The sequence below is a fragment of the Paucibacter sp. M5-1 genome, assembly GCF_027498415.2.
GTDB lineage: Bacteria > Pseudomonadota > Gammaproteobacteria > Burkholderiales > Burkholderiaceae_C > Roseateles_E.
The window spans coordinates 2,782,817-2,795,458 of the sequence record NZ_JAPZLM020000001.1 but is presented as its reverse complement, the minus strand read 5'-3'; the positions used below and the strand labels follow the sequence as shown (position 1 = coordinate 2,795,458).

General features: G+C 66.5%; 12 protein-coding genes. 5 read left to right on the top strand and 7 right to left on the bottom strand.

The window, feature by feature from the left end:
• Positions 1-414 precede the first annotated feature (414 nt).
• From pcaF to O5M90_RS13085, 3 genes are read right to left on the bottom strand one after another with little or no spacing between them, the layout of a single operon-like run.
• Positions 415-1,617 (bottom strand): 3-oxoadipyl-CoA thiolase, encoded by a 1,203-nt coding sequence (gene pcaF / locus O5M90_RS13095; protein ID WP_262969120.1) that lies wholly within the window; start codon positions 1,615-1,617, stop codon positions 415-417.
• A gap of 26 nt (positions 1,618-1,643) precedes the next feature.
• Positions 1,644-2,297, bottom strand: a complete 654-nt coding sequence (locus O5M90_RS13090; protein WP_269839097.1) for a 3-oxoacid CoA-transferase subunit B — start codon at positions 2,295-2,297, stop codon at positions 1,644-1,646.
• Position 2,298: 1 nt separating this feature from the next.
• The gene (locus O5M90_RS13085; RefSeq protein WP_269839096.1) at positions 2,299-3,000 is read right to left on the bottom strand and encodes a 3-oxoacid CoA-transferase subunit A; all 702 of its coding nucleotides are present in this window, start codon (positions 2,998-3,000) and stop codon (positions 2,299-2,301) included.
• A gap of 223 nt (positions 3,001-3,223) precedes the next feature.
• Here O5M90_RS13085 and O5M90_RS13080 point away from each other — a divergent pair, with 223 nt between their 5' ends.
• The 5 genes from O5M90_RS13080 to O5M90_RS13060 all read left to right on the top strand — a co-directional run bounded on the left by O5M90_RS13080 (position 3,224) and on the right by O5M90_RS13060 (position 8,769).
• Positions 3,224-4,501 (top strand): HD-GYP domain-containing protein, encoded by a 1,278-nt coding sequence (locus O5M90_RS13080; RefSeq protein WP_137944155.1) that lies wholly within the window; start codon positions 3,224-3,226, stop codon positions 4,499-4,501.
• Complete coding sequence (locus O5M90_RS13075) at positions 4,498-6,621, top strand: putative bifunctional diguanylate cyclase/phosphodiesterase (protein WP_269839095.1); 2,124 nt, start codon at positions 4,498-4,500, stop codon at positions 6,619-6,621. The genes O5M90_RS13080 and O5M90_RS13075 overlap by 4 nt, the downstream gene beginning before the upstream one ends.
• A 57-nt stretch (positions 6,622-6,678) precedes the next feature.
• Positions 6,679-7,002, top strand: a complete 324-nt coding sequence (locus O5M90_RS13070) for a DUF1840 domain-containing protein (RefSeq protein ID WP_262969124.1) — start codon at positions 6,679-6,681, stop codon at positions 7,000-7,002.
• Entirely contained in the window at positions 7,003-7,650 is a 648-nt protein-coding gene (locus tag O5M90_RS13065; RefSeq protein ID WP_269839094.1) for a histidine phosphatase family protein, read from the top strand.
• A gap of 183 nt (positions 7,651-7,833) precedes the next feature.
• A complete protein-coding gene (locus O5M90_RS13060; protein WP_269840070.1) occupies positions 7,834-8,769 on the top strand; it encodes a porin in 936 nt (311 codons plus the stop codon).
• A 62-nt stretch (positions 8,770-8,831) separates the two neighbouring features.
• Here O5M90_RS13060 and ruvB read toward each other — a convergent pair whose 3' ends face one another.
• The 4 genes from ruvB to O5M90_RS13040 all read right to left on the bottom strand — a co-directional run bounded on the left by ruvB (position 8,832) and on the right by O5M90_RS13040 (position 12,623).
• Entirely contained in the window at positions 8,832-9,893 is a 1,062-nt protein-coding gene (gene ruvB / locus O5M90_RS13055; RefSeq protein ID WP_262969126.1) for a Holliday junction branch migration DNA helicase RuvB, read from the bottom strand.
• The gene (ruvA, locus tag O5M90_RS13050) at positions 9,890-10,459 is read right to left on the bottom strand and encodes a Holliday junction branch migration protein RuvA (RefSeq protein WP_269839093.1); all 570 of its coding nucleotides are present in this window, start codon (positions 10,457-10,459) and stop codon (positions 9,890-9,892) included. Before ruvA ends, ruvB begins: the two co-directional genes overlap by 4 nt.
• Positions 10,460-10,531: 72 nt before the next feature.
• Positions 10,532-11,185: a response regulator gene (locus tag O5M90_RS13045; RefSeq protein ID WP_137944150.1), complete on the bottom strand. Its 654-nt coding sequence runs from the start codon at positions 11,183-11,185 to the stop codon at positions 10,532-10,534.
• Between the two features lie 91 nt (positions 11,186-11,276).
• Positions 11,277-12,623: a sensor histidine kinase gene (locus tag O5M90_RS13040; protein ID WP_269839092.1), complete on the bottom strand. Its 1,347-nt coding sequence runs from the start codon at positions 12,621-12,623 to the stop codon at positions 11,277-11,279.
• Positions 12,624-12,642 lie beyond the last annotated feature (19 nt).

Below are 12,642 nucleotides of genomic sequence, written 5' to 3'. Positions count from 1 at the left end.
TGGGCGCAAGCAGGGAAACGCCGACTATAGGGAGGCCATCGGGGCCTGTCCAAGCCAAACCTGGCATTTTGGGCGATTGACGCACATCAATGCACTTGTTTGGTGCGTTTCGGATAGGGCTCAGCCCACGGCCTTGGCGAGGCGGGTGTGCGGCAAGGGATGTGCGAACCGAGGTCTCTGAGCGGTGTATTTTGAGGATGGGTGTCGCTGCTTCCCGGGACATCCGGGCGCGGTGCGATATTTGCGCGGTTTTTGCGCGGTATATGTGCGAGTTGCGAAATAAGACTGGATCCAGTATCCCACGCGACGCGCACAAAAAAGGGTGCCTTTCGGCACCCTTGTCCATGACAAATATTCAGCAGGGCTTGAGTTTTTGTCATGGCTGGCCTCGTGGCCAGCGGCAATCCCTGTTGCTCAGACGCGTTCAAGCACCAGGGCGATGCCCTGGCCGACGCCGATGCACATGGTGCACAGCGCGTAGCGACCGCCGCTGCGCTGCAGCTGGTTGACGGCCGTCATCACCAGGCGGGCACCGCTGGCGCCCAGCGGGTGGCCCAGCGCGATGGCGCCGCCGTTCGGGTTGACGCGGGCATCGTCGTCGGGCAGGCCCAGATCGCGCAGCACCGCCAGGCCCTGGGCGGCGAAGGCCTCGTTGAGCTCGATCACATCCATCTGCGCCAGGCTCAGCCCGGTCAGCGCCAGCACCTTGCGGGCGGCTGGCGCCGGGCCTATGCCCATGATGCGCGGCGCGACGCCGGCGGTGGCCATGCCGACGACGCGGGCGCGCGGGCTCAGGCCGTGGCGGGCGGCGGCGGCCTCGCTGGCCAGCAGCAGTGCCACCGCGCCGTCGTTGACGCCCGAGGCATTGCCGGCGGTGACCGTGCCGTCGGGGCGGACCACGCCCTTGAGCTTGGCCAGGGCTTCCAGGCTGGTTTCGCGCGGATGCTCGTCCTTGGCGACGACGATGGGCTCGCCCTTTTTCTGTGCAATCGTCACCGGCGTGATCTCGGCATCGAAGACGCCGGCCTTTTGCGCGGCCACGGCCTTCAGCTGGCTGGCCAGGGCCATGCGGTCCTGGGCCTCGCGCTCGATCTTGAAATCGGTGGCGACGTTCTCGGCCGTCTCGGGCATCGAGTCGACGCCGTACTGCTCCTTCATCAGCTTGTTGATGAAGCGCCAGCCTATCGTCGTGTCATAGACGGCATTGCTGCGCGAGAACGCGGACTCGGCTTTGGGCATCACGAAGGGCGCGCGGCTCATGCTCTCGACGCCACCGGCCAGCATCAGCTCGGCCTCGCCGGCGCGAATCGCGCGGGCGGCGCTGCCCACCGCGTCCATGCCGGAGCCGCACAGGCGGTTGATCGTCGCGCCAGGCACGGCGATGGGCAGGCCGGCCAGCAAGCCGGCCATGCGGGCGACGTTGCGGTTGTCCTCGCCGGCCTGGTTGGCGCAGCCATACAGCAGATCGGCGACGGCCTCCCAGTCGACCCGGGGGTTGCGGGCCATCAGCGCCCGCAGCGGGATCGCACCGAGGTCGTCGGCGCGCACCGAGGACAGCGCACCGCCGTAGCGGCCGAAGGGGGTGCGCTGGGCGTCGCAGATGAAGGCGTGGTTCATGAAATCTCCGTGGGTTTGTTATCGGTTCAGGGGCGCAGCAGCGGCTGGCCGGTCAGGTCTTGCAGGGTGTCGACGCTCAGGCCCTCGACCAGATCCAGCACCTGCAAGCCCTGGGGCGTGACGGCCAGCACGGCCAGATCGGTGTAGATGCGGCTTACGCAGGCCGGCGCGGTCAGCGGGTAGCTGCACTGGGCGACGATCTTGCTCTCGCCGGATTTGCTCAGGTGTTCCATCATCACAAAGGTCTGCTTGGCACCGATGGCCAGGTCCATCGCGCCACCGACCGCAGGGATCGCGTCGGGCGCGCCGGTATGCCAGTTGGCCAGATCGCCCCGGACCGAAACCTGGAAGGCGCCCAGCACGCAGATGTCCAGATGGCCGCCGCGCATCATCGCGAAGCTGTCGGCATGGTGAAAGAAGCAGCCGCCGGGCAGCAGTGTGACCGGCTGCTTGCCGGCATTGATCAGGTCGTAGTCCTCGGCGCCGGCGGGCGGTGGCGGGCCCATGCCCAGCACGCCGTTCTCGCTGTGCAGAATCACTTCCAGCCCGGCCGGGATCTGGGCCGCCACCAGGGTCGGCAGGCCGATGCCCAGATTGACCACCGCGCCCTCGGGGATGTCGCGGGCGACGCGCGCGGCCATCTGCTCGCGGGTCCATTTCTTGTAGCTTGAGTGGCTCATATCAGGCTCCCGGCTTGAAGCCGCCGCTGCGGGTGCTCTGGCGTGGCACCCGGACCAGGCGCTGCACAAAGATGCCGGGTGTCACGACGGCCTCGGGGTCCATCTGGCCCAGCTCCACCACCTCGTGAACCGAGGCCACGGTGATCCTGGCGGCCATGGCCATGATGGGGCCGAAGTTGCGTGCGGTCATGCGGTAGTCCAGATTGCCCCAGCGGTCGCCGCGCTCGGCCTTGATCAGTGCGAAATCGGCCCGGATCGGGTACTCGAGCACCTGGCCGCGACCGTCGATGAGGCGGCATTCCTTGCCCTCGGCCAGCGCCGTGCCGTAGCCGGTGGGGGTGAAGAAGGCGCCGATGCCGGCCCCGGCGGCGCGGATGCGCTCGGCCAGATTGCCCTGCGGCACCAGCTCCAGCTCGATCTTGCCGCTTCTATAGAGCGCGTCGAAATGATGGGAGTCGGTCTGGCGCGGGAAGGAGCAGATGATTTTGCGCACCCGGCCGGCGGCCAGCAGCGCGGCCAGGCCGGTATCGCCATTGCCGGCATTGTTGTTCACAACAGTCAGCTCGCGCGCGCCCTGCTCCAGCAGCGCCTCGACCAGCTCCGTGGGCAGGCCGGCCGTGCCGAAGCCGCCGATCATCACCGTCGCGCCATCGGCGACATCGCGCAAGGCCTGGGCGGCGGAGTCTTGTAGCTTGTTGATCATCGGCGGCAAGTCTCGAAAAAGTTCATATATAGAACCCGAGTTCCTGAATTGAACATGCTACGGTGCTGGCTTGGCGGCGGTCAAGCCGATGGCGTGACAATTCGCACATGAAAGTGTTTGTATCGCTTGTCGCCAAATAACAGAGCCTGTTTTACTTAAGTCGGCGGGCGCTCGTGCCGATGCTGGTGGCGAGGGCGCCTCAAAAACAGGGCGAAGGAATCCAATGAAGGACAGATCTTCCGATCCTTTGATCGACGTGGGCCAGTTGAAGGTGGGCATGTTCATCCATCTGGATCTGGGCTGGATGTCGCATCCGTTTCCGCTCAGCAGCTTCAAACTGAGCTCGGAAGATCAGTTGCTGATCCTGCGCCGCCTGGGCCTCAAGCAGGTTCGTTGGAGCCCCGGCCGCAGCGAGTTGCAGACCGAGGCGACGCCGATGCAGGTCGCCGTGGCGGAAGCCGCCGGCGCCGATCAGCAAAGCCCCGAGCAGCAGGCCAAGGAGGCGCATCGGCGCGCGCTGGCCGCCCAGCGCGAGGCCCTGTCCTTGTGCGAGCGGCAGTACGGCGAAGCCGCCGGCGCCTTCCGCGAGCTGATGGAATTGCTGCCGCGCGAGCCGCGCAGCACACGCGACCAGTCGATCGCGCTGACCAGCGCCTTGCTGGACAAGATGCTGATCGAGGGCGACCTGAACATCCGCCTGCTCAACGAAGGGGCGGGCGACCGCAGCACCGCCCATGCGCTGAATGTCGCGATCATCTCCTTGCTGCTGGGCCGGGCCTTCGGCCTGGGGCGCGACGAGATGATGGATCTGGGCGTTGGCGCCCTGCTGCACGATATCGGCAAGACCGAACTGCCGGCCCGGGTGCGCAATCGTGACGACAGTTTCACGATGGCAGAGACCCAGCTCTACCAGCAGCACGTCAGCAAGGGCGTGGCCCTGGCCCAGGGCATGGGGCTGGCGGCCGGCCCGCTGCTGGTGATCGCCCAGCACCATGAAAATGCCGATGGCAGCGGCTTCCCGCAGCGCATCAATGTCGACCGCATGAGCGCGGCCTCGCGCATCGTTGCGCTGGTCAACCGCTTTGACGGCCTGTGCAATCCGCTCTTGGCCTCCAAGGCGATGACCCCGCACGAGGCGCTGTCGCTGATGTTCGCCCAGGGCCGCAACCGCTTCGACGCGACCATGCTGAATGCTTTCATCCGCATGATGGGCGTCTACCCGCCCGGCTCGGCGGTGCAACTGACCGACGACCGCTATGCCCTGGTGGTGGCGGTCAACTCCTCGCGGCCGCTCAAGCCCAAGGTGATGGTGCATGACGCCAAGGTGCCGCGCGAGGAGGCCCTGATCCTGAATCTGGAGCAGCACTCCGACCTGGGCATACGCCGCAGCTTGAAACCCAATCTGCTGCCGCGCGCCTCGCTGGACTATCTGAGTCCGCGCACGCGGGTGGCCTATTTCTTCGAGAGCGCGGTGACAGGCAACGGGGAGTTGGCTGCGTGAGGCTGGTCAGCTTCAATCCGCCCACCGCTCCCCCCGCCGTCGATCTCTACCAGTCCCTTCTCGAAGGGCTGCAGGAGGCGGTTTGGCTGGTGGACGCGGCCACGCTGGAGGTGGTGGCCGTCAATCAGGCGGCCTCGCGCTTGCTGGGCATGGGGCCGGACCAGCTGCTGGGCTGCGGTATGGAATCGCTGTCCAGCACGGCCGAGGACGCGCTGTTCTGGGCCGAGGCTGCGGGCGGCGGCCGTGAAGGCCTGCATACCGACACCTTGATGCGCCGCGCCGATGGTCAGGCCATCTGGGTGACCCGGCGCATCAGCCATGTGGCGCAGGCCGGCAGCGCCGGCCTGTGGCTGGTGGCGATGGCCGATCTGAGCAAGCAGCGCCAGCATGACGAGGAGCGCGAAACCCTGCTGGCCGAACTGAAGGCCACGCTGGAGTCGACCGCCGACGGTATCCTGGTCACCGATCTGGCCGGCCGCATGCGCAGCTTCAATCAGCGCTTCGCGTCGCTCTGGGGCCTGCCCGAGGACTTGCTGACCGAGCGCAATGACGAGGCGGTGCAGGCCTGGATGCGGCGCAGCGTGGTCGACGGGGCCGCCTATGCGATGCGGCTGAGCGCGATCCAGGAGGCGCCGCTGCTGCAGACCAGCGACGTCATCAAGCTGCTGGACGGCCGGGTGCTGGAGCGGGTCTCGCTGCCGCAGTGGAGCCGCGGCCGGCCGATCGGCCGGGTCTACTCCTACCGCGACCTCAGCGAGAAGCTGGCCGCCAGCCAGCGCATTGAGGAGCTCTCGCACACCGATATGCTGACCGGCCTGCCGAACCGGCGGGCGCTGGCCGAGCGGGCCGAGTACGCCCAGGCGATGGCGCGCCGCGAGGGCACGAGCTTCGCGTTGCTGAATGTCGATCTGGACCGCTTCAAGCAGATCAATGACACCCTGGGTCATGCCTATGGTGACCGGGTGTTGAAGGAGGTGGCCCAGCGCCTGAGGGAGTGCCTGCGCGAGGTCGATACCGTGGCCCGTCTGGGTGGCGACGACTTCGCGCTGCTGGTCCATCAGGCCGATGCGCGGGGCGCCGAGCATGCGGCGCGGCGGGTGCAGGAGGCGATGTCGCGCCCCTTCAGTTTCGATACGCTGAGTTTCACCGTCACCTGCAGCACCGGGATCGCGCTGTTCCCCAGCGACGGCAGCAGCGCCGAGGAGCTGATGGTCAGCGCCGAGCGGGCGATGCACTGGGTCAAGGAGAGCGGTCGCGGCACCTTCCGCTTTCACCAGCCGCGCAAGGATGTGGACCTGCTGTCGCGCATGCGCCTGGACCATGCGATGCGCCAGGCCCTGCAGCAGCGTGAATTCCGGCTTCACTACCAGCCGCAGATCGACCTGGCCAGCGGCGCGGTGATCGGCGCCGAGGCCTTGATACGCTGGCGCGACCCGCTGCGTGGCGAGGTCTCGCCGGCCGAGTTCATCCCGGTGGCCGAGGAGAGCGGCTTCATCGTCGCGATCGGCGAATGGGTCTTGCAGCAAGCAGTGGCCCAGGCGGCGGCCTGGCTGCGCCAGGGCTGGCGCATGCCGGTGGCCGTCAATGTCTCGGCCCTGCAGTTCCAGCAGGCGCATTTCGTTGACACGGTGGCGCTGGCGCTGAAGGCGCATGAGCTGCCGCCGTCGCTGCTGGAGCTGGAACTGACCGAATCCATCCTCTTGCGCGATGCCGAGGAAGCGCTGCGCCGGCTCGAGGCCTTGTCGGAGCTGGGCGTGTGCATGTCTATTGACGACTTCGGCACCGGCTACTCCAGCCTCGGCTATCTGAAGCGCTTCCCTATCCAGCGGCTGAAGATCGATCGCAGCTTTGTCCAGGGTCTACCCGCGGATGAGAGCGATGTCGGCATCGTCAACGCGGTGGTTCAGATGGGGCGGGCGCTGCGCCTGCAGGTGATTGCCGAAGGGGTGGAGACCGAGGCCCAGCGCGATTGCCTGGCGCGTGCCGGTTGTCATGAGTTCCAGGGCTTTCTCTATGCGCCGGCGCTCGATCCACGCGCGTTCGAGGAAAAGGTCTGGCGTCCGCTGACGCCCCCACCACGGCCGGTGGTGCCGCCGATGCGTCTGGTGCGAGGCGGCTGAGACGGCGGTTCCATTTCAAACGGCACAATGGTCGGCTCTGACACAAGGAGCATGGCCGTGATCTACAAATTCAAATCTGCGGCTGCGGCCGACGTGATCATGATGGGCCCCAACGGCGAGCAGCTGCTGCGCCTGATCGGGCGCGAGCCCGCACCCCAGGGCATCGTGACCCAGGCCCAGCTCGGCGCCGCGATCTCGGCGCTGGAGCAGGCGGTGGCCGAGGATGAGGCCGAGTTCGCACGGCTGCAGGCCGAGGCCCAGGCGGCCGGCGAGCCGGCTCCGAAGCGCGAAGGCATCAGCCTGCGCCAGCGCGCCTGGCCTTTGCTGGAGATGATGCGGCTGAGCCTGGCGGAGCGGCACGACGTGGTCTGGGGCGCCTGAATGGGCCTGGACAGCGTCACGACGATTCTGGCGGTGCGCCATGGCGAGACGGCCTGGAACCGCGAGAGTCGCATCCAGGGCCAGCTCGATATCCCGCTGAATGCCCTGGGCCAGGCTCAGGCGCAGCGACTCGGGCGAGCGCTGGCCGGCGAGCGCCTGGACGCGATCTACAGCAGTGATCTGGCGCGCGCCTGGCAGACGGCCGAGGCGATCGCGGCGACCACGGGCCTGCCGCTGCGGGCCGAGCCGGCGCTGCGGGAGCGCAGCTTTGGCATCTTCCAGGGTCTGAGTTGGCGCGAGATCGAGCAGCAGTGGCCGGCGCAAAGTGAGCGCTGGCGGCGGCGTGATCCCGACTTCGCGGCCGAGGGCGGCGAGAGCCTGCAGGACTTCTATCAGCGTGCGGTCACCACCGTCGAAGGCCTGGCCCAGGCCCATCCCGGGCAGACCGTCGTGATCGTCGCCCATGGCGGGGTGATGGACTGTCTGCACCGCGCCGGTCGGCGGTTGAGCCTGCAGGCGCCGCGCAGCTGGGTGCTGGGCAATGCCACCATCAACCGCCTGCTCTACTCGGCGGCCGGGCTGAGCGTGGTCGGCTGGAACGACGACGGTCATCTGGACGGCCTGAGCCTGGACGAGACGACGGCCTGAGCGCAAGGAAAAGCGTCGCTTGCGCAAGTGCCAGTCTGTACGTTTGCAGCTTTACCACAGGACTGTTGCAATTTAGCGTCGCTCGCCACTCGGTCAAACCCTAGGACTTTTATACTGCGGCCACATTGCGAACAAGACCGGGTGATCCAGTCCGGCAACTCTTCAACTCCTAAAAGGCAAATGATGAAAAAGATTGCTCTCGTCGCTGCACTGGCCGCCGTGTCGGCCTCCGCTTTCGCGCAAAGCTCGGTGACCCTGTACGGTCGTATCAACACCACCGTTGAAAGCCAGAAGGTTGGCAACGGCGACCGCAAGGTTGTGGTTGCCAACAATTCCTCGCGCTTCGGCTTGAAGGGCCAGGAAGATCTGGGCGGCGGTCTGAAGGCCTCGTTCAACCTGGAAAGCGGCCTGAACTCCGACGACGGCCGGGCTGCACCCACTTTCTGGGGTCGTGAGGCCTGGGTGCAACTGGCTGGCTCCTTCGGTGCCGTCCGTCTGGGCAACTTCACGCCCGAGTCCTACTTCGCTACTGCTGACTACATCAGCATGCACAACCACGACACCGGCTCGTCGCAAGACGAGCTGTACGCCTTCAAGACCTACCGTTCGAGCAACAAGATCGGCTACTTCACGCCGACCGTTGGTGGCTTCAGCGGTAGCGCTTCGGTCTCGGCCGGTGAAGGCGCTGCGGGCCGTGAAAAGCTGTTCGACCTGGCAGCCAACTATGTCGGCGGTCCGCTGCACCTGGGTGCCGGCTTCAGCAAGGAAGGCGACGTCAAGCAAATCGCCGTGCGCGGCCTGTACGAGCTGGGTGCCTTCACCGTGGGTGCCTACTACCAGCGCGCCGACGACGGCGCTCAGAACCGCAACGTCTATCGCCTGTCGGGCATGTACACCCTGGGTGCTTCCGAGTTCCACGCGAACTTCGGCGCTACCCAAGGCAAGGGTGATTTCGCCTTTGCAAATGGCGGCGGTGGCAAGACCACCCAGTTCACGCTGGGCTACAACTACAACCTGAGCAAGCGTACCAAGGTGTATGGCTTCTACACCGCTCAGAACGCCAAGCTCGAGTCCAAGGACTTCAGCTCGCTGGCAGCCGGCATCCGCCACAACTTCTGATCTCCGGATCAAAAGCAAAAAACCACCTTCGGGTGGTTTTTTTACGCCTGTTGGGTGCGGATCTACTCTTCGAACAATTGCCCGGCCTGCTTCGGCGGCGCCACGCCCAGATGCCGGAACGCGGCCAGGGTCGCGATGCGGCCCCGCGGCGTGCGCTGCAGAAAGCCCTGCTGTATCAGATAGGGCTCGATCACGTCCTCGATCGTGCCGGGCTCTTCGCCGATCGCGGCGGCCACATTGTCCAGGCCGACCGGGCCGCCATCGAAGCGATGCACGACCGCCTCCAGCAGCTTGCGGTCCATCAGATCGAAGCCCTGCGGGTCGACATCCAGCATCGCCAGCGCCAGATCGGCGATCTTCTTGCTGATGCGGCCATCGCCTTTGACATCGGCATAGTCGCGCACGCGGCGCAGCAGCCGGTTGGCGATGCGGGGCGTGCCGCGTGAGCGGCGTGCGATCTCCAGCGCGCCCTCGGTATCGATCGGTGCATTCAGCAGGCCGGCCGAGCGGGTCACGATGCGCTGCAGCTCGGCGGATGTGTAGAACTCCAGCCGGGCGACGATGCCGAAGCGGTCGCGCAACGGGTTGGTCAGCATGCCGGCCCGCGTGGTCGCGCCGACCAGCGTGAAGGGCTGCAGATCCAGCTTGATCGAGCGCGCGGCCGGGCCCTCGCCGATCATGATGTCGATCTGGTAGTCCTCCAGCGCCGGGTAGAGGATTTCCTCGACCACCGGGGAGAGCCGGTGGATCTCGTCAATGAAGAGCACATCGTTCTTCTCGAGATTGGTCAGGATGGCGGCCAGGTCCTTGGGCTTCTCCAGCACCGGGCCCGAGGTCTGGCGCAGATTGACGCCCAACTCGGCCGCGATGATGTGGCTCAATGTCGTCTTGCCCAGGCCCGGCGGGCCGAACAGCAGCACATGGTCCATGGCCTCGTCGCGCTTGCGGGCCGCGCCGATGAAGATCTCCAGCTGCTCGCGCGCCTTGGTCTGGCCGACATAGTCGTCCAGCAGCTTGGGCCGCAGCGCGCGCTCGATCGCCTCTTCATTGGGTGAGCTCGGGGCGGCGCTGACCACGCGCGGCGGCGTAGGGGCGTCGCCGAACTTGTCGGTCTGTATGCTCATGTGAGTTTCTTCATCGCCAGCTTGATGCCTTCGCTGACACCGATCTCGGCCGGCAGCGATTTCAGCGCCAGACCGGCTTCCTTGTCGGAGTAGCCCAGCGCGACCAGGGCCTGCAGGATGTCGCCATGGGCGTCATTGGCGACGCTGACCGGCAGCGCCAGATCGGGGCCGAGCTTGCCCTTGAGTTCCAGCAGCAAGCGCTCGGCGGTCTTCTTGCCGATGCCGGGCACCTTGACCAGGCGGCCGGTCTCCTGCTTGGAGACGGCCTGGGCCAGCTCGCCGACCGACAGGCCGGACAGCAGCGACAAGGCCATCTTGGGGCCAACACCGCTGATCTTGATCAGCTGGCGGAAGGTGCTGCGCTCCTCGGCGCTCAGAAAACCGAACAGCACATGGGCATCCTCCCGGATGCTCAGATGCGTCAGCAGGCTGGCGCGCTCGCCCAGGCCAGGCAGGTTGTAGAAGGTGCTCATCGGCACGTCGACCTCGTAGCCGACGCCCTGCACATCGATGAGGATTTGCGGGGGCGATTTCTCCGCGATGACGCCTGTGAGTCTTCCGATCATCGGAGGATTATCAACGCGCATTGCGCGCGCATCCCCTCGGGGGATCGCTCGCGTACCCGCGAGCGAGGGGCATCAATTCCTGCCGAACAGCCCCAGGCGCTGCGCCTCCAGTGCCGCTTCCGCGCGCGAGCTGACATTCAGCTTGCGGTAGATCTGCTTCACATAGTCGGCAATCGTGTGGCGGCTCAGACCCAACTGCACACCAATCTCGGGCAGGGTGTAGCCCTTGGCCACGCGCAGCAGCACCTCGGTCTCCCGGTCGGTCAGCGAGACCTCGTGCAGCAGGGCCGCGGCCTGGGGCCGACGCTGAGCGGCGAAATAGGCGATCACCTTGCGCGCGATCGACGGCGACAGCGGTGGCTCGCCCTGACTGATGCGCTGCAACTGCTCGGCCAGCAGCTCGCGTGACTGCTCCTTCAGCAGATAGCCGAAGGCGCCGGCCTGTAGGGCCGGGAACAGGTGCTCGTCGTCGTCGTGGATGGTGACGATGACCGACTGCACCTCCGGCTGCTGCTCGCGCAAGGCCGCCACCACGTCCACGCCGGAACCGTCCGGCAGGCCCAGGTCCAGCAGGGCCAGCGTGAAGCGCTGGGTCTGCACCTGCTTCAGCGCGTCCTGCACCCGCGAGCATTCGGTGATCTGGGCGTTGACGAAGATCTGCTTGACCAGGGCTTTGAGCCAGGCGCGGATCTCCGGAATGTCTTCCAGCAAAAGAATATGGTTCATGGTTTTGTACGGTGTGGACGGTGGCCCGATGGGGGACAACTTAGCCTTTATCGGCGCAAAAGCCAATGCCTCAATCCTTGGCAGGGCCTGTTCAGAGCGGAATCGTGAGGCGGATCACGGTTCCCCAGCCCGGACCTGACTCGACAAGACACTGCCCATGCATCTGCTTGGCACGTGATTTCATGCTGGCCATGCCGTGGCCCTTGTCGAGCCGGCCGTCCAGCTCGGTCGTGATGCCCTGGCCGTTGTCCTGGATCACGACCAGGAAATCACCGTCGAGCACCGTGCAGCTGACCACGCAATGGGTGGCGCCGCTGTGCTTGATGATGTTGCTGACGGCCTCGCGGAAGATGCGCGTGGTCTGCACATAGGCGCGCGCCTGCAAGGTGTGGATCACTTCTTCGGCGGGCGCCTTCCACTCGGCCAGGATATTGGCCTGACCCAGGCGCGAGACGACCTCGGCGCGCCAGTCGCCCAAAGCGTCCAGCAGTTGCACCGGCTTGCCGGTCAGGCCGCGCACCGACAGGCGCATCTCCTCCAGCGCCTCGCGCGCCAGGGTCGAGATGCGGTCGGACTCGCTGGTGTGCACGATGGTCAGCAGCTTGGCGCCCAGATCGTCGTGCAGATCGGCGGCGATGCGCTTGCGCTCGCGCTCGGTCACCTGCTCCAGCTTCTGCTCGGCCATCTCGCTGAAGCTGCGCTCGATATCGGCCACCTTGGCCTGCGCATGCTGCTCATGTTCGAGCTGCAGGTGCTCGGCGTTGACGCGGGCATGGGCGATGTTCAGGATGATCTGCAGGCCCAGCGCCAGCAGCAGCAGCGGCAGCACGAGGGCCGCCGGCCGCCATGGCGTCACCAGCTCCAGCAGCAGCGCGATGGCACCCAATCCGAGCAGCACCGGAGTCCTGAGCCCGCGGCGCTCGCGCAGATGCCAGGCCATGGCGGCCAGCACCTGCAGGACCAGCAGGGCCGACCAGGCCTGGCTCAGCAGGGACATCTGCGCCGGCAAGAGCAGCAGGCTCAGCGGCACCAGCACCGCCTGCAGCGGCAGAGCCAGGTCCAGCCAGGGCCGCTGGCCACCGGTGGGACGCAGCAGAAACTGGATCAGGCACAGACTCAGCCAGGGCAGCAAGGCGGTCGAGAGCAGCAGGCGCCGGTCCTCGCCAAGCTGCGGCAGCGTCACCCAATCCAGCGCCGAGCGCAGCACCCACAGTCCCATCAGGGCGGCCAGAAAGACCAGATGGCGCTCGCGCGCATGGATGCGTGACAGCAGGGCCAGGGTCAGCCCCATCAGCACTAACATCGCGCACAGCAGCTGCGGCAGCAGCGTCTGCCAGAGGGCGGCCACAGGCGCCTGGTCCGGCTGTGCCAGGGCCCAGGTCGGCAGCAGCAGGGCGAGCGCGCCGCCACCCGGCATCAATGGAGTTCTGAATCGCATGGGGCGCGATTGTGCAGGA